We start from the raw sequence: 16,326 nt of genomic DNA on the forward strand, positions 1-16,326 counted from the left end.
TCGCGCTGCCCCGCCCGTCTCGTTATAGCCAATGCAACTGATTCTTGTTTAAAAACAGGAACGGTAATCACCTATAACAGTTCGCGCGTCAGGGAGCGCTTTCGATGTCCACAGGTCCAACTCGCCCGTCCCCCCTTCCCCGCCGTACCGGCCAATTGTCCCTGCTGACCCTGGCCTTGCTCGCCAGTGGCGCCTGCGGCCTGCCGGCGCTGGCCGCAGAACCTGCGCACGCGACAAGCCCACGCATGGGCGACTACCGCTTCAGCATCGCCCAGCAGCCCTTGGTCGAGGCCATCAACGCCTTCAGCCAGGTGACCGGCTGGCAGGTGGGCTTCAGCGCCGAACTGGCCGACGGTGTGGCTTCGCCAGGTGTCCGCGGCTCGCTGCCTCCGGAAGCGGCACTGAAACAACTGCTGCAAGGTACCGGCCTGGTCTATCGCAAGATCGGCAACGGCAATGTGGTGCTCGAACGCCAATCGGCGGGCAATGCCATCGCCCTGCAGCAGATGACCGTCAGCGCCACGCGCAGCGCCCAGGACGTCAGCCAGGTGCCGAGCACCGTGAGTGTGCAGACACGCGAGCAACTGGACCGGCAGAACGTCAATAACATCCAGGAACTGGTGCGCTATGAGCCAGGCGTGTCGGTCGGTGGCACCGGCCAGCGCAGCGGCCTGAACGGTTACAACATCCGTGGCATCGACGGTGAGCGCGTGCTGACCCAGATCGACGGTGTGTCGATCCCTGACAGCTTCTTCTACGGCCCCTACGCCCAGACCCAGCGCAACTACGTCGACCCCGAGATCGTCAAGCGCGTGGAAATCCTCCGCGGCCCGGCCTCGGTGCTGTACGGCAGCAATGCCATCGGCGGTGCGGTGAGCTACTTCACCCTGGACCCGGACGACATCATCAAGCCCGGCAAGGATGTCGGCGCGCGCCTGAAGACCGGCTACAGCTCGGCCGACGACAGCTGGCTGACCTCCGCCACCGTGGCCGGCCGCCAGGGCGACTTCGACGGCCTTTTGCACGTCAGCCAGCGCAACGGCCACGAAACCGAATCCTACGGCGAGCATGGCGGCAGCGGCCTGTCGCGCACCGAAGCCAACCCGGAAGACGTGCGCACCACCAACGTGCTGGCCAAGCTTGGCTGGAACTACGCCGACGACGCGCGCCTGGGCTTCACCTATGAACGCTACAAGGATGACCGTGACCAGAACATCCTAAGCGCCGTGGGCGGTCCGTTCATTCCAGGCTTAGGTGCCAGGAACTCCTACCGCATGCGCCAGGGCAACGACACCATCACCCGCGAGCGCTTCGGCATCAACCACGAGTTCGGCCTCGACAGCCTGGTCGCCGACCACGTGAAATGGAGCCTGAACTACCAGATCGCCAAGACCGACCAGCGCACCGATGAGCTGTATGTCGCGTCGGGGCGGCAGGTGCTGCGCGACCGCCAGACCACCTACAAGGACCGCCAATGGGTGTTCGATGCCCAGCTGGACAAAGCCTTCAGCATCGGCCAGACCGATCACCTGCTGACCTACGGCACCACCATAAAGCATGAAGAAGTGACCGGCTCACGCAGCGGCTCCGGCACCTGTGTGGCCATTGGCGGTAGCTGCACCGCCATCGGCCAGGACAGCTCGCGCGACGGCCAGGCCCTGGTCAGCGATTTCCCGGACCCGACCATCAACACCTACAGCCTGTTCGTGCAGGATGAGATCCGCTGGAACAACTGGACCTTCATGCCCGGTGCCCGCTACGACTACACGCGCATGGAGCCCAAGTTCACCGACGCGTTCCTGCGTGGCATTCAGGGCTCGGGCGCTGCGCCAGGCGCCCTCGACGACTCGGACAAGAAGTGGCACCGCGTGTCGCCCAAGTTCGGCCTGACCTACGCTTTCAACGACAACTACACCTGGTACGGCCAGTACGCCGAAGGCTTCCGCACGCCGACAGCCAAGTCGATGTACGGCCGCTTCGAGAACCCGACACTGGGCTACAGCGTGCAGGGCAACCCCGGGCTTGAGCCGGAGAAGAGCAAGAGCTACGAGACCGGCCTGCGCGGCAACTTCGATGCCGGTAACTTCAGCGCTGCGGTCTTCTACAACAAGTACCGCGACTTCATCGACGAAGACGCCGTGCAGTCGGCCAACCTGGAAACCACCTTCCAGGCCAACAACATCAAGCACGCCACCATCAAGGGTGCCGAGGTCAAAGGCCGCCTCAACCTCGACCACTTCGGTGCGCCAGAGGGCCTCTACACCCAAGGCTCGATCGCATACGCCAACGGCCGTAACGATGACAACGGCCAGCCGCTGAACAGCGTCAACCCACTGACCGGCGTGTTCGGCCTAGGTTACGAGCAACCGAACTACGGCGGCCTGCTGAGCTGGACCGTTGTCAAGCGCAAGACCCGCGTCGACGACACCACGTTCTTCGCCCCGGACGGCCAGAGCTCGCAGTTCCGTACCCCTGGCTACGGCGTGCTGGACCTGAGCGGTTTCTACAAGGTGACCGACGACGTAACGGTCAACGCTGGGCTGTACAACCTGACCGACAAGAAATACTGGCAGTGGGATTCGGTGCGCGGCTACGACGGCCAGGGTGAGGCGGGCGTGACCCAGCCGGCCAACCTTGACCGCCTGACCATGCCAGGGCGCAACTTCGCCATCAATGTGGTGTGGGATATCTGACTGAGCCAATCGCTACTGGCCCTATCGCCGGCAAGCCCCCACAGCTACGCCACTGAACCTGAGGGCAGTGGGTACCCAGTGGGAGCCGGCTTGCTGGCGATAGGGCCGGTACTGACAACACAAAAAACCGGTTTTTTTACTCTCCCCACCCCTCTGTTTCGTCTTGTCACTAGACGCCCCAAATTCCCAAGGACACCCCATGACCGACCGCCCAGCCCTGCGCTCGCAACGCCTCAACCAGGTCACCCACGCCCCGCACACCGAGCTCGACGCCCTGGTCAAATCCCACGCACCGTTCGACAGCCGCGAGAGTTTCGCCCGTTTCGTCGTCGCCCAGTACCTGTTCCAGTCCGAACTGCAGGCCCTGTACAACGACCCGAAACTGATCGCCATCGTGCCTGACCTGGCCCAGCGCTGCCGCGCCGATCAAGCCCGCCTGGACCTCGCCGACCTCGATACCGAAGTACCGGCTGCAGTACCCGGCGCCTTGCACGACCCAAGCCTGGCAGAAGCGTTGGGCTGGATCTTCGTCTCCGAAGGCTCCAAACTGGGCGCCGCGTTTCTGATCAAGCGGGCCGTGGCCCTGGAGCTGTCCGACAGCTTTGGCGCCCGCCACCTGGGCGAACCGGCCGGTGGCCGCGCCGAGGGCTGGAAGCAGTTCACCCGAACCCTCGATGGCCTGGCGCTGTCTGCCGAAGAAGACGCTGCTGCCGAGCGCGGCGCAGTGGCCGCCTTCGAGCGCTTCACCGAACTGCTCAAGCATGCCTACGCCGCCGACAGCGCGCTGGCCTGATACGCTTAACCCGGCCACCCTTCCGGTGGCCGGACCGTTTTGTGCAGTGAGACCATGACCCGACCTGCCCGCTCGAAACTGTCGCGCCTGCTGTATGGCATCCTGGCTTACGTAAGCTTGGGTATCGGCCTGGTCGCCATCGTCATTCCTGGCCTGCCGACCACCGAGTTCATCCTCCTGGCTGCCTGGGCAGCGACACGCAGCTCGCCGCGCCTGTCGGCATGGCTGGAGAACCACCGGCTGTTCGGGCCTATCCTGTTCAACTGGCGCAATGGCAAGGTGATCCAGCGCCGGGCAAAGGTCAGTGCAACCCTCAGCATGCTGGTGTGCGCAGGCCTGATGCTGGCCTTCCTCGACCATCGCTGGCCGGTATTTCTGGCCATCACCGGCATGGCCCTGGGCACCTGTGGATCTGGTCACGGCCAGAGCAGGCATGCCCGCCTGCGTCACAGGCTCAGTAGCCCTGAATACAGCGCATACGCTGCCAGAGCAGCGCCAATCAGCACCGCCGCGAAGATCAACTTCTCCCACGTGGTGAACAGCACCTGGCCTTGTTCACGCTTGGCCCGGGCGAACAGGATTACCCCAGGCGCATACAGCAATGCCGACAGCAGCAGGTACTTGAGCCCACCTGCATACAACAGCCAAAGCGCATACACCAGCGCCACCAACGCCACCAACAGGTCCTTGCGGCGCAGCCCCTCTTGCCCGGCATAACTCTCCCCGCGCAGCGCCAAGAGCACCGCGTAAGCGGCCGACCACAGGTACGGCACCAGGATCATCGACGACGCCAGGTAGATCAGGCTGGTGTAGGTACCCGCCGAAACCAAGGTGATCAGCAAGAACCCCTGGATCATGCAGTTGGTCAGCCACAGGGCATTGGCCGGCACATGGTTGGCATTTTCCTTGGCCAAAAAGCGCGGCATGGTCTTGTCCCGTGCCGTGGCGAAGAGAATCTCGGCGCACAGCAGTGCCCACGAGAGCAAAGCGCCGAGCAGCGAAACCGCCAGGCCGATGCTGATCAGCAACGCGCCCCAGGGCCCGACGATGTGCTCAAGCACCGATGCCAGTGAGGGGTTCTGCAAACCGGCCAGTTCCGGCTGGGTCATCACCCCCAGCGACAGCACGTTGACCAGCACCAGCAGCGCCAGTACGCCGAGAAAACCGATCACCGTGGCCTTGCCCACATCCGTGCGGCGCAGCGCCCGCCCCGAATAGACACTGGCGCCTTCGATGCCGATGAACACGAATACGGTGACCAGCATCATGTTGCGCACCTGGTCCAGCACATTACCGAACTGCGGGTTGCTCACGCCCCAGATATCCCGGGTAAAGATGTCGGCGCGGAAGGCGAAGGCGGCGATGACGATGAAGATCAGCAGCGGCACCACCTTGGCCACGGTGGTTACCTGGTTGATGAACGCCGCTTCCTTGATGCCACGCAGCACCAGAAAGTGCACCGACCACAACAGCAATGAGGCACAGCCGATGGCAATGGGCGTATTGCCCTCACCGAACACCGGGAAATAAAAGCCCAGTGTACTGAACAGCAGCACGAAGTAGCCGACGTTGCCCAGCCAGGCGCTGATCCAGTAGCCCCAGGCCGAGGAAAAGCCCATGTAATCGCCAAAACCTGCCTTGGCATAGGCATACACCCCTGAATCCAGCTCAGGCTTGCGGTTGGCCAAAGTCTGGAACACGAAGGCCAGCGCCAGCATGCCCACTGCGGTGATACCCCAGCCAATCAGTACGGCCCCGACATCCGCGCGCGCCGCCATGTTCTGCGGCAACGAGAAAATACCGCCGCCAATCATCGACCCGACCACCAGTGCGATCAATGCGCCAAGGCGCAGCTTCTGTCCTGGTTCGCTCATGCGACTCCTCGTCTTTTGTGCGTGCTGTCACATCGCTGAAACAGCTTTATCTGCATATAAATAACAGCATTTATAAAAGACAAAGCCATTAAAGCTATAGCACTCATAACTCTTTTGTCTATACCGATCGCCCGCCATAAATACCTGTTCGACGTACAACTTTTACCACCTCGATCAGCCGTGGAATTTATTGAGAAATATTTGCGAAACCGGCAAAAGCGACTAGCTTCAGAGTTCGCAGGCTGAACAGAGCGTTTGCTCTGGTTGTACATGGAGGTGCCAGCGCAGGGGGCCTGCAACAGGGCTGTCGGCACTCTCCAGGAGTCAAGTGAAGGAAATTTCCTACTTCACAACGCCATGAACTGATCCAAGTCAGATCATGGCCCAGGCGACGGATTTATTCTGTGGTCAACTTTCTCCTGGTACGGAGTTGTTAAATGTCTGATTCTTCCGGAAAACTAAAACTCGGCGCACTCGTTGCACTCGTCGTCGGTTCGATGATTGGCGGCGGTATTTTCTCGCTGCCGCAAAACATGGCCGCCAGCGCAGGGGTTGGCGCCGTACTGATCGGCTGGGCGATCACCGCAGTCGGCATGCTGACCCTGGCGTTCGTGTTCCAGACCCTGGCCAACCGCAAACCTGATCTGGACGGCGGGGTATACGCCTACGCCAAGGCCGGCTTCGGCGACTACATGGGCTTCTCCTCGGCGTGGGGCTACTGGATCAGCGCCTGGCTGGGCAACGTCGGTTACTTCGTGCTGCTGTTCAGTACCCTGGGCTACTTCTTCCCCATTTTCGGTGAAGGCAACACCCCCGCTGCCGTCATCGGCGCCTCGGTGTTGCTGTGGGCGGTGCACTTCCTGGTACTGCGCGGCATCAAGGAAGCGGCGTTCATCAACCTGGTCACCACCGTTGCCAAGGTGGTACCGCTGGTGCTGTTCGCGCTGATCTGCGTGTTCGCCTTCCGCCTCGACATCTTCACCGCCGACATCTGGGCCACCGGCACGCCGGAGCTGGGCAGCGTGATGAACCAGGTGCGCAACATGATGCTGGTCACCGTCTGGGTGTTCATCGGCATCGAGGGTGCGAGCATCTTTTCTTCGCGGGCGGAAAAACGCGCCGACGTGGGCAAGGCCACGGTCATCGGCTTCATCACCGTGTTGCTGTTCCTGGTGCTGGTCAACGTGCTCTCGCTGGGCGTGATGACGCAACCGGAGCTGGCCAAACTGCAGAACCCGTCGATGGCTGCCGTGCTGGAGCATGTGGTTGGTCATTGGGGCGCGGTGCTGATCAGCGTCGGCCTGATCATCTCGCTGCTCGGCGCATTGCTGTCGTGGGTGCTGCTGTGCGCCGAGATCATGTTCGCCGCTGCCAAGGATCACACCATGCCGGAGTTCCTGCGCCGCGAGAATGCCAACCAGGTGCCGGCCAACGCCCTGTGGCTTACCAACGCCATGGTGCAGATCTTCCTGGTGATCACGCTGTTCTCCGCCAGCACCTACCTGTCACTGATCTACCTCGCCACCTCGATGATCCTGGTGCCCTACCTGTGGTCGGCAGCCTATGGCTTCCTGCTGGCCATGCGCGGTGAAACCTACGAGCAGGCTGCCAGCGAACGCAGCAAAGACCTGCTCATCGGCGCCATCGCACTGATTTACGCCATCTGGCTGTTGTATGCAGGCGGCATGAAGTACCTGCTGCTCTCCGCCCTGCTGTATGCCCCTGGCGTCATCCTGTTTGCCAAGGCCAAGCGTGAAATTGGCCAACCGATCTTCACCAACGTGGAAAAACTGATCTTTGCGGCTGTGGTCATCGGCGCCTTGGTGGCGGCCTATGGCCTGTATGACGGCTTCCTGACCCTGTGACCCACGTCTTCGCTCAATTGGAGGAAAGAACCATGTCCGCTGAAAAACAGAAGTACGGTGTGCACTCCGAAGCCGGCAAGCTGCGCAAGGTAATGGTTTGCGCCCCAGGGCTTGCGCACAAGCGCCTGACCCCGAGCAACTGCGACGAACTGCTGTTCGATGATGTGATCTGGGTCGACCAGGCCAAACGCGACCATTTCGACTTCGTCACCAAGATGCGCGAGCGCGGCGTGGATGTGCTTGAGATGCACAACCTGCTGACCGACATCGTGCAGAACAAAGACGCGCTGAAGTGGATCCTTGACCGCAAGATCACCCCTGACACCGTAGGTGTGGGCCTGACCAACGAAGTGCGCAGCTGGCTCGAAGGCCTCGAGCCGCGCCACCTGGCCGAGTTCCTGATCGGCGGTGTGGCCGGCCAGGACCTGCCGCAGAGCGAAGGCGCCGACGTGGTCAAGATGTACAACGATTACCTGGGCCACTCCAGTTTCATTCTGCCACCGCTGCCGAACACCCAGTTCACCCGCGACACCACCTGCTGGATCTATGGCGGCGTCACGCTGAACCCGATGTACTGGCCGGCGCGACGTCAGGAAACGCTGCTGACCACTGCCATCTACAAATTCCACCCGCAATTCACCGGTGCCGACTTCCAGGTCTGGTACGGCGACCCGGACAAAGACCACGGCAACGCCACCCTTGAAGGCGGTGACGTGATGCCGATCGGCAAAGGCATCGTGCTCATCGGCATGGGCGAGCGCACTTCACGCCAGGCCATCGGGCAGCTGGCGCAGAACCTGTTCGCCAAGGGCGCAGTGGAAAAGGTCATCGTCGCCGGCCTGCCGAAGTCCCGCGCGGCGATGCACCTGGACACGGTATTCAGCTTCTGCGACCGCGACCTGGTCACGATCTTCCCCGAAGTGGTGAAAGAAATCGTGCCGTTCATCATCCGCCCGGACGAAAGCAAGCCCTACGGCATGGACGTGCGCCGCGAGAACAAGTCGTTCATCGAAGTGGTGGGCGAGCAACTGGGCGTCAAGCTGCGCGTGGTCGAGACCGGCGGCAACAGCTTCGCCGCCGAGCGCGAACAGTGGGATGACGGCAACAACGTGGTGGCGGTGGAGCCTGGCGTGGTCATCGGCTACGACCGCAACACCTACACCAACACCCTGCTGCGCAAGGCCGGCATCGAGGTCATCACCATCAGCGCCGGCGAGCTTGGCCGGGGCCGTGGCGGCGGCCACTGCATGACCTGCCCGATCGTGCGTGACCCCATCGATTACTAACGACCATTTTCCCGGCTGCCCCCACAAGGCGGTGGCCGGGCCGATTACCGAACTCAAGGAGAATCACCATGGCGTTCAACATCCATAACCGCAACCTGCTCAGCCTCGAACACCACAGCACCCGCGAGCTGAAGTACCTGCTGGACCTGTCCCGCGACCTCAAGCGTGCCAAATACACCGGTACCGAACAGCAGCACCTGAAGGGCAACAACATCGCCCTGATCTTCGAGAAAACCTCGACCCGCACCCGCTGCGCCTTCGAAGTGGCCGCCTATGACCAAGGCGCCAATGTCACCTACATCGATCCCAACTCTTCGCAGATCGGCCACAAAGAAAGCATGAAAGACACCGCCCGCGTACTCGGGCGCATGTACGATGCCATCGAGTATCGCGGCTTCAAGCAGGAAATCGTCGAAGAGCTAGCCAAGTTCGCCGGGGTGCCGGTGTTCAACGGCCTGACCGACGAGTACCACCCGACCCAGATGATCGCCGACGTACTGACCATGCGTGAGCACAGCGACAAGCCGCTGCACGACATCAGCTATGCCTACCTGGGCGACGCCCGCAACAACATGGGCAACTCGCTGCTGCTGATCGGCGCCAAGCTCGGTATGGACGTGCGTATCGCTGCGCCCAAGGCGCTGTGGCCTCATGACGACCTGGTCGAGCGCTGCAAGCAGTACGCTGAGGAAAGCGGTGCACGCATCACCCTTACCGAAGACCCGAAAGCTGCGGTCAAAGGTGTGGACTTCGTGCACACCGACGTCTGGGTGTCGATGGGTGAGCCGATCGAAGCCTGGGGCGAGCGCATCAAGCAGCTCAAACCCTATCAGGTGAACACGGAGCTGATGAAGTCCACCGGCAATCCGCGGACCAAATTCATGCACTGCCTGCCGGCTTTCCACAACTCCGAGACCAAGGTCGGCAAGCAGATCGCCGAACAGTATCCGGACCTGGCCAATGGCATCGAAGTGACCGACGACGTGTTCGAGTCGCCCGCCTGCATCGCCTTCGAACAGGCGGAAAACCGCATGCACACGATCAAGGCGATCCTGGTGTCGACCCTGGCTGATCTCTGATAAGCACCTCGGTAGTGTGGGAGCCGGCTTGCCGGCGATGCAGGCAACACGGTGCATGGCACCGGCTTCGCCGGTGATCGCCGGCAAGCCGGCTCCCACACAGAAACGAGGCGCTCCCCCCATCTTCGCAAAGGACATTCCCATGCGAATCGTTGTTGCATTGGGCGGCAACGCCCTGCTGCGCCGCGGCGAGCCCATGACCGCTGACAACCAGCGCGCCAATATCCGCACCGCCACCGAGCAGATCGCCAAGATTCACCCCGGCAACGAGCTGGTCATCGCCCACGGTAACGGCCCCCAGGTTGGCTTGCTGTCATTGCAGGCGCTGTCGTACAAACCCGACGAAGCCTACCCGCTGGACGTGCTCGGTGCCGAAACCGAAGGCATGATCGGTTACATGATCGAACAGGAGCTGGGTAACCTGCTGGCGTTCGAAGTGCCGTTCGCCACCCTGCTGACCCAGGTCGAAGTCGATGCAAACGATCCGGCCTTCAAGGACCCGACCAAGTTCATCGGCCCGGTCTACAGCAAGGAAGAAGCCGAACGCCTGGCCAAGGAGAAAGGCTGGGTGGTCAAGGCCGACGGCGACAAATACCGCCGCGTGGTGGCCAGCCCCAAACCCAAGCGCATCTTCGAGATCCGCCCGATCAAGTGGCTGCTGGAAAAAAACAGCATCGTGATCTGCGCAGGCGGTGGCGGCATCCCCACCATGTACGATGAAAACCGCAAGCTCAAAGGCATCGAAGCGGTCATCGACAAGGACCTGTGCTCGGCGCTTTTGGCCGAGCAACTGGAAGCCGACCTTCTGATAATCGCCACTGACGTCGATGCGGCTTACATTGACTGGGGCAAACCCACGCAAAAAGCCATTGCCCAGGCCCACCCCGACGAGCTCGAACGCCTGGGCTTCGCCGCCGGCTCCATGGGGCCTAAGGTGCAGGCCGCCAGCGATTTCGCCCGCGCCACCGGCAAGGTCGCAGTGATCAGCTCGCTGGAGAATATCGAGGACATCGTCAAAGGCACCGCCGGCACCCGTGTTTCAACGGCCACGCCAGGCATCAGCTACCGTTGAATGCAGTAGGCGGGCGCAGGCCGCCCGCCATTTTCGACCCTCCGGAGGATTCCGCCATGGCCCAGTACCAACCTGGTCACGTGCATATCGAGCGCACTGCGCTGAACGCCAATGACCACAGCTACGACCTCAACATCGAGTACGAAGCGACTCAGGATCCCAGGGAAGGCCGAGGTATCCAGTTCCGCTTGCATGGCAGCATCGAAGGCAAGCCGGTGGATGAAAAGTTTTACCTGCCCAAAGATCAGGTCTTGCCGAGCTTTTTGATGGTGCTAAGCCGCAAGGCCCAGTCACACCTGCCACCGCACAAGAAATTCGAAACGCTCGGTTCACCGCACAAGATCTACGACCAGATGTTCGAGGACATCCGCGCCAAGCTGGATGTGAAGTCCGGCGACTCGATCAAGCCTGAACATTTAGAGTGAACCCAATCGCCGGCAAGCCGGCTGCCACAGGTACCCCGCTGTCTCAGGTTCTGCGGAGTACCTGTGGCAGCCGGCTTGCCGGCGATTGGGTTTAACACTGCTCCCAAGGCATACTACTGCCCTCCCCGGCCATAACCCCCCGCCTCCCCATGCGCATCCACGTCAGCTTCATCGACCGCGTCGGCATCACCCAGGAAGTCCTCGCCCTGCTCGGTGCCCGCAACCTCAACCTGGACGCCGTAGAGATGGTCCCGCCGAACGTCTACATCGACGCTCCGACCCTCAGCCCCGCCGTTCTCGAAGAACTGCACGACGCGCTGTTCGAAGTACATGGGGTACAGTCGGTGGACGTGGTCGATATCCTCCCTGGCCAGCGCCGCCACCTGCAGCTCGATGCCCTGCTGGCCGCCATGAGCGACCCGGTGCTGGCCGTCGACAGTGCAGGCCTGGTGCTGCTGGCCAACCCCGCGCTGATCGCCCTGTGCGGTCGTGAGTCAGCGGGGCGGTCTGTTGGCGAACTGTTCGGTGACCCCGCCCTGCTGCAGGCCCTGCTGGACAACAACTTCCACCTGCCGATGCGCGAGATGCAACTCAACGGCCAGAGCCTGCTGCTCGATGCCACGCCCATCACCAACGCCGGCGGCCTATTGACTCTGTACCCGCCCAACCGCATGGGCGAGCGTCTTTCGGCCCTGCACCACGACCATGCCGAAGGCTTCGATGGGCTGCTCGGCGAGTCCCCGGCCATCCGCACCCTCAAGGCCCGCGCCCTGCGCGTGGCGGCCCTGGATGCGCCCCTGCTGGTACATGGCGAGACCGGCACCGGCAAGGAACTGGTGGCCCGCGCCTGCCATGCCATCAGCAGCCGGCAAGCGGCGCCTTTCCTGGCCCTCAACTGCGCCGCGCTGCCCGAGAGCCTGGCCGAGAGCGAGCTGTTCGGCTACGCCCCAGGCGCCTTCACCGGTGCCCAGCGCGGTGGCAAACCCGGGCTGATGGAGCTGGCCAACCAGGGCACGGTATTTCTCGACGAGATCGGCGAGATGTCGCCATACCTGCAGGCCAAACTGCTGCGTTTTCTCAGTGACGGCAGCTTTCGCCGGGTGGGCGGCGACCGTGAGGTGAAGGTTGATGTACGCATCATCAGCGCCACCCATCGCGACCTTGAACGCATGGTTGCCGAGGGAACGTTCCGAGAAGACCTGTTCTACCGCCTCAACGTACTCAACCTGCAAGTACCGCCCTTGCGCGACCGTGGCCAGGACATTCTGATGCTCGCGCACTACTTCATGCAGCAGGCCTGCACGCAGATCCAGCGCCCATCCTGCCGACTGACCCCGGCCACGCACTCGGCACTATTGGCCAACCCTTGGCCGGGCAACGTACGCCAGCTGCAAAACGTGATATTCCGCGCGGCGGCCATCTGTGAAAGCAACCTGGTGGATATCGGTGACCTGGACATCGCCGGCACCTCAGTGGCGCGTGGGCAGGATGGCGAGGTTGCGAGCCTGGAACAGGCGGTGGGGGATTTCGAGCGTGAACTGCTGCAGCGGCTGTACGCCAGTTATCCCTCGACCCGGCAGCTGGCAGGCAGGCTACAAACATCGCATACCGCCATTGCACAGCGGTTGCGCAAGTACGGAATTGCAGGCAAGTCCTGAATTGCCTGGCATTGCCATTCCTCGCAAGGAACCGTAACGATTTAAATACAGTGTATCGAATAAGATACAGTGCCATTCCCGCCCCCGCTTGCAAGGGTTTGATCCTCCAAACCTTTTGCCAGCGCATACATCTGTAGCGTTTTCATTCCAAGAAAGAGAGTCCATTATTACGCAAAAAACGTAACTTACTGATTTAAATGCATTTTTATCTTATGGCCGCATTTTTGCTTAGGGAATCCCAACCCAAGAGCGCGAACCCACCGCGCCCAACGCCCTGCTTTCCGAGGATTCCCCATGAGCGAGTTGCGTTTCACCGAAGATCACGAATGGCTGCGCGTCGAAGTTGACGGTAGCGTCACCGTAGGCATCACCGCCTACGCCCAGAACGCCCTTGGCGATGTGGTCTACGTGCAACTGCCGGAGTTGCAGCAATACGACAAAGGTGCCGAAGCCTCAACCGTTGAGTCGGTCAAAGCCGCCAGCGGCGTGTACATGCCTCTGAGCGGTGAAGTGGTCGCCGTCAATGACGGCCTGAACGACAGCCCTGAGCTGGTCAACGAAGACCCGCTGGGCGAAGGCTGGTTCTTCCGTTTCATTCCGGCCGACATGAATGAAGTGGCTGCCCTGCTCGACCAGGATGCCTACGACCGCCTGATCAAAGCCAACGACGACGCCTGAGGAACCCGAAGATGACCATCAACCTCGGCACCGCCAACGAATTCATCGCCCGCCACATCGGCCCACGCGCCGCAGACGAGCAGGCCATGCTGGCCACCTTGGGCTTCGACTCGCTGGAGGCCATGACCGCCGCAGTCATCCCCGACGCCATCAAGGGCACCAGCGTACTGGGCGCCGAAGACGGCCAGAGCGAGGCCGATGCCCTCGCCGCGCTGAAAGCTATCGCCGGTAAAAACCAGCTGTTCAAGAACTATATCGGGCAGGGTTATTACAACACCCACACCCCGGCGCCAATCCTGCGCAACTTGCTGGAAAACCCGGCCTGGTACACCGCCTACACCCCTTACCAGCCAGAAATCTCCCAAGGCCGCCTGGAAGCCTTGCTCAATTTCCAGACCTTGATCAGCGACCTGACCGGCCTGCCGATCGCCAACGCCTCCCTGCTCGACGAAGCCACCGCGGCAGCCGAGGCCATGACCTTCTGCAAGCGCCTGTCGAAGAACAAGGCCAGCCATGCCTTCTTCGCCTCGGTGCATTGCCACCCGCAGACCCTCGACGTCCTGCGTACCCGTGCCGAACCACTGGGTATCGAGATCGTGGTGGGCGACGAGCGTGAACTCGATGACGTCAGCGCCTTCTTCGGTGCGCTGCTGCAATACCCGGCCAGCAATGGCGAGGTGTTCGACTACCGCGAGCTGGTGCAACGCTTGCACGGCGCCAACGCCCTTGTCGCCGTGGCCGCCGACCTGCTGGCCCTGACGCTGCTGACCCCTCCGGGCGAGTTCGAAGCGGACGTTGCCATCGGCAGCGCCCAGCGCTTTGGCGTGCCACTGGGCTTTGGCGGCCCGCACGCGGCCTACTTCGCCACCCGCGACGCATTCAAGCGTGACATGCCGGGCCGCCTGGTCGGTGTGTCGATCGACCGTTTCGGCAAGACTGCCCTGCGCCTGGCCATGCAAACCCGCGAGCAGCATATCCGCCGCGAGAAGGCCACCAGCAACATCTGTACCGCCCAGGTGCTGCTGGCCAACATTGCCAGCATGTTCGCGGTGTACCACGGCCCTGCGGGCCTCAAGCGCATCGCCGAACGCACCCACGCGCTGACCGCGATCCTCGCTGCTGGCCTGAAAACCCTCGGCGTGCAAGTGGTCGGAGAAACCGCGTTCGACACCCTGACCCTGGCCACCGGCAGCGCTACCGCAAGCCTGCACGACAAGGCACGCGCCCAGCGCATCAACCTGCGCCAGATCGACGCCGCCCACCTGGGCCTGTCGCTCGACGAGACCAGTACCCAGGCTGACGTCGAGGCGCTGTGGCAGCTGTTCGGTGGCCAACAGGCACAACCGGACTTCGCCGCCCTGGCCGCCAGCACCGGCTCGCGCCTGCCTGCCGCCCTGCTGCGCCAGTCGGCCATCCTCGAACACCCGGTGTTCAACCGCTACCACAGCGAAACCGAGCTGATGCGCTATCTGCGCCGCCTGGCCGACAAGGACCTGGCGCTGGACCGCAGCATGATCCCGCTGGGCTCGTGCACCATGAAGCTCAACGCCGCCAGTGAAATGATCCCGGTGACCTGGGCCGAGTTCGGCAACCTGCACCCGTTCGCCCCGGCCGAGCAAAGCCAGGGTTACCTGCAGATGACCACCGAGCTGGAAGCCATGCTCTGCGCCGCCACCGGCTACGACGCCGTGTCGCTGCAACCCAACGCCGGCTCCCAGGGCGAATACGCGGGCCTCCTGGCCATCCGCGCCTACCACCGCAGCCGCGGCGAAAGCCATCGCGACATCTGCCTGATCCCCTCTTCGGCCCACGGCACCAACCCGGCAACCGCACACATGGCCGGTATGCGCGTCGTGGTCACCGCGTGTGACGCGCGTGGCAACGTCGATGTCGAGGACCTGCGCGCCAAGGCCATCGAGCACCGCGAGCGCCTGGCCGCGATCATGATCACCTACCCGTCGACCCACGGCGTGTTCGAAGAAGCGATCGGCGAGATCTGCGCGATCATTCACGACAACGGCGGCCAGGTGTACATCGACGGCGCCAACATGAATGCCATGGTCGGCCTGTGCGCACCGGGCAAGTTCGGCGGCGACGTCTCGCACCTGAACCTGCACAAGACCTTCTGCATTCCGCACGGCGGTGGTGGCCCAGGCGTCGGCCCGATCGGCGTCAAGTCGCACCTGGCGCCGTTCATGCCCGGCCACGCTCAGCTGCAGAACCGTGACGGGGCGGTATGCGCCGCACCGTTCGGCAGCGCCAGCATTCTGCCGATCACCTGGATGTACATCCGCATGATGGGTGGTGCCGGCCTCAAGCGTGCCTCGCAGATGGCGATCCTCAATGCCAACTACATCGCCCGCCGCCTGGAAGAGCACTATCCTGTTCTGTACACCGGCGGCAATGGCCTGGTCGCCCACGAATGCATCCTCGACCTGCGCCCGCTCAAGGACACCAGCGGCATCAGCGTCGACGACGTGGCCAAGCGCCTGATCGACTTCGGCTTCCACGCCCCGACCATGTCCTTCCCGGTAGCCGGCACGCTGATGATCGAGCCGACCGAAAGCGAGGCCAAGGAAGAGCTGGACCGCTTCTGCGATGCGATGATCCAGATCCGCGAAGAGATTCGCGCCGTGGAGAACGGTAGCCTGGACAAGGACGACAACCCGCTGAAGAACGCTCCACACACCGCTGCCGAGCTGGCTGGCGAGTGGGCCCACGGCTACAGCCGCGAACAGGCGGTGTACCCGCTGCCAAGCCTGGTGGAAGGCAAGTACTGGCCACCTGTAGGCCGGGTCGATAACGTGTTCGGCGACCGCAACCTGGTGTGCGCCTGCCCGTCGATCGAGAGCTATCAGGACGCCTGACCGCCTGGGGCCGCTTCGCGGCCCATCGCCGGCAAA

11 protein-coding genes and 1 pseudogene are annotated in these 16,326 nt (G+C 62.6%); 11 read left to right on the top strand and 1 reads right to left on the bottom strand.

Annotation, left to right across the window (positions count from 1 at the left end; all coding sequences use genetic code 11):
• The first annotated feature begins 104 nt into the window (after positions 1 to 104).
• The 3 genes and pseudogenes from ACEWE8_RS00730 (at position 105) to ACEWE8_RS00740 (ending at position 3,947) form a co-directional block, all read left to right on the top strand.
• A complete protein-coding gene (locus tag ACEWE8_RS00730; RefSeq protein ID WP_046784420.1) occupies positions 105 to 2,693 on the top strand; it encodes a TonB-dependent receptor in 2,589 nt (862 codons plus the stop codon).
• A 199-nt stretch (positions 2,694 to 2,892) separates the two neighbouring features.
• Entirely contained in the window at positions 2,893 to 3,486 is a 594-nt protein-coding gene (locus ACEWE8_RS00735) for a biliverdin-producing heme oxygenase (protein ID WP_046784421.1), read from the top strand.
• Between the two features lie 54 nt (positions 3,487 to 3,540).
• A pseudogene (locus ACEWE8_RS00740) lies at positions 3,541 to 3,947 on the top strand (YbaN family protein).
• On the opposite strand, the gene arcD (ACEWE8_RS00745) reads toward ACEWE8_RS00740, so the two are convergent.
• Positions 3,933 to 5,360 carry an arginine-ornithine antiporter gene (arcD, locus tag ACEWE8_RS00745; protein WP_046784423.1) on the bottom strand — a complete coding sequence of 476 codons (1,428 nt, stop codon included), beginning with the start codon at positions 5,358 to 5,360 and terminating at the stop codon, positions 3,933 to 3,935. The pseudogene ACEWE8_RS00740 and the gene arcD (ACEWE8_RS00745) sit on opposite strands and share 15 nt — an antisense overlap.
• A 437-nt stretch (positions 5,361 to 5,797) precedes the next feature.
• Here arcD (ACEWE8_RS00745) and arcD (ACEWE8_RS00750) point away from each other — a divergent pair, with 437 nt between their 5' ends.
• The 8 genes from arcD (ACEWE8_RS00750) (at position 5,798) to gcvP (ending at position 16,290) form a co-directional block, all read left to right on the top strand.
• Entirely contained in the window at positions 5,798 to 7,225 is a 1,428-nt protein-coding gene (gene arcD, locus ACEWE8_RS00750; protein ID WP_046784424.1) for an arginine-ornithine antiporter, read from the top strand.
• Between the two features lie 32 nt (positions 7,226 to 7,257).
• On the top strand, positions 7,258 to 8,511 hold the full coding sequence (arcA, locus tag ACEWE8_RS00755; RefSeq protein WP_039604147.1) for an arginine deiminase: 1,254 nt from the start codon (positions 7,258 to 7,260) through the stop codon (positions 8,509 to 8,511).
• Positions 8,512 to 8,579: 68 nt separating this feature from the next.
• Positions 8,580 to 9,590, top strand: coding sequence for an ornithine carbamoyltransferase (locus ACEWE8_RS00760; RefSeq protein WP_012316037.1), 1,011 nt, complete (start codon positions 8,580 to 8,582; stop codon positions 9,588 to 9,590).
• Between the two features lie 142 nt (positions 9,591 to 9,732).
• Positions 9,733 to 10,662, top strand: coding sequence for a carbamate kinase (gene arcC / locus ACEWE8_RS00765; RefSeq protein WP_046784426.1), 930 nt, complete (start codon positions 9,733 to 9,735; stop codon positions 10,660 to 10,662).
• Positions 10,663 to 10,718: 56 nt separating this feature from the next.
• Complete coding sequence (locus ACEWE8_RS00770; RefSeq protein WP_012316039.1) at positions 10,719 to 11,087, top strand: DUF5064 family protein; 369 nt, start codon at positions 10,719 to 10,721, stop codon at positions 11,085 to 11,087.
• A gap of 149 nt (positions 11,088 to 11,236) precedes the next feature.
• Complete coding sequence (locus ACEWE8_RS00775; protein ID WP_046784427.1) at positions 11,237 to 12,745, top strand: sigma-54-dependent transcriptional regulator; 1,509 nt, start codon at positions 11,237 to 11,239, stop codon at positions 12,743 to 12,745.
• A gap of 294 nt (positions 12,746 to 13,039) precedes the next feature.
• Positions 13,040 to 13,423 (top strand): glycine cleavage system protein GcvH, encoded by a 384-nt coding sequence (gcvH, locus tag ACEWE8_RS00780; protein WP_046784428.1) that lies wholly within the window; start codon positions 13,040 to 13,042, stop codon positions 13,421 to 13,423.
• Between the two features lie 11 nt (positions 13,424 to 13,434).
• Entirely contained in the window at positions 13,435 to 16,290 is a 2,856-nt protein-coding gene (gcvP, locus tag ACEWE8_RS00785) for an aminomethyl-transferring glycine dehydrogenase (RefSeq protein WP_046784429.1), read from the top strand.
• The last annotated feature ends 36 nt before the right edge of the window (positions 16,291 to 16,326 follow it).

The organism is Pseudomonas sp. TR47 (assembly GCF_044143025.1).
GTDB classification, from domain to species: domain Bacteria; phylum Pseudomonadota; class Gammaproteobacteria; order Pseudomonadales; family Pseudomonadaceae; genus Aquipseudomonas; species Aquipseudomonas putida_E.

Coding starts and splice junctions, on each gene's coding strand:
- ACEWE8_RS00730 (WP_046784420.1), top strand. CDS start 105: ATGTCCACAGGTCCAACTCGCCCGTCCCCCCTTCCCCGCCGTACCGGC.
- ACEWE8_RS00735 (WP_046784421.1), top strand. CDS start 2,893: ATGACCGACCGCCCAGCCCTGCGCTCGCAACGCCTCAACCAGGTCACC.
- arcD (WP_046784423.1), bottom strand. CDS start 5,360: ATGAGCGAACCAGGACAGAAGCTGCGCCTTGGCGCATTGATCGCACTG.
- arcD (WP_046784424.1), top strand. CDS start 5,798: ATGTCTGATTCTTCCGGAAAACTAAAACTCGGCGCACTCGTTGCACTC.
- arcA (WP_039604147.1), top strand. CDS start 7,258: ATGTCCGCTGAAAAACAGAAGTACGGTGTGCACTCCGAAGCCGGCAAG.
- ACEWE8_RS00760 (WP_012316037.1), top strand. CDS start 8,580: ATGGCGTTCAACATCCATAACCGCAACCTGCTCAGCCTCGAACACCAC.
- arcC (WP_046784426.1), top strand. CDS start 9,733: ATGCGAATCGTTGTTGCATTGGGCGGCAACGCCCTGCTGCGCCGCGGC.
- ACEWE8_RS00770 (WP_012316039.1), top strand. CDS start 10,719: ATGGCCCAGTACCAACCTGGTCACGTGCATATCGAGCGCACTGCGCTG.
- ACEWE8_RS00775 (WP_046784427.1), top strand. CDS start 11,237: ATGCGCATCCACGTCAGCTTCATCGACCGCGTCGGCATCACCCAGGAA.
- gcvH (WP_046784428.1), top strand. CDS start 13,040: ATGAGCGAGTTGCGTTTCACCGAAGATCACGAATGGCTGCGCGTCGAA.
- gcvP (WP_046784429.1), top strand. CDS start 13,435: ATGACCATCAACCTCGGCACCGCCAACGAATTCATCGCCCGCCACATC.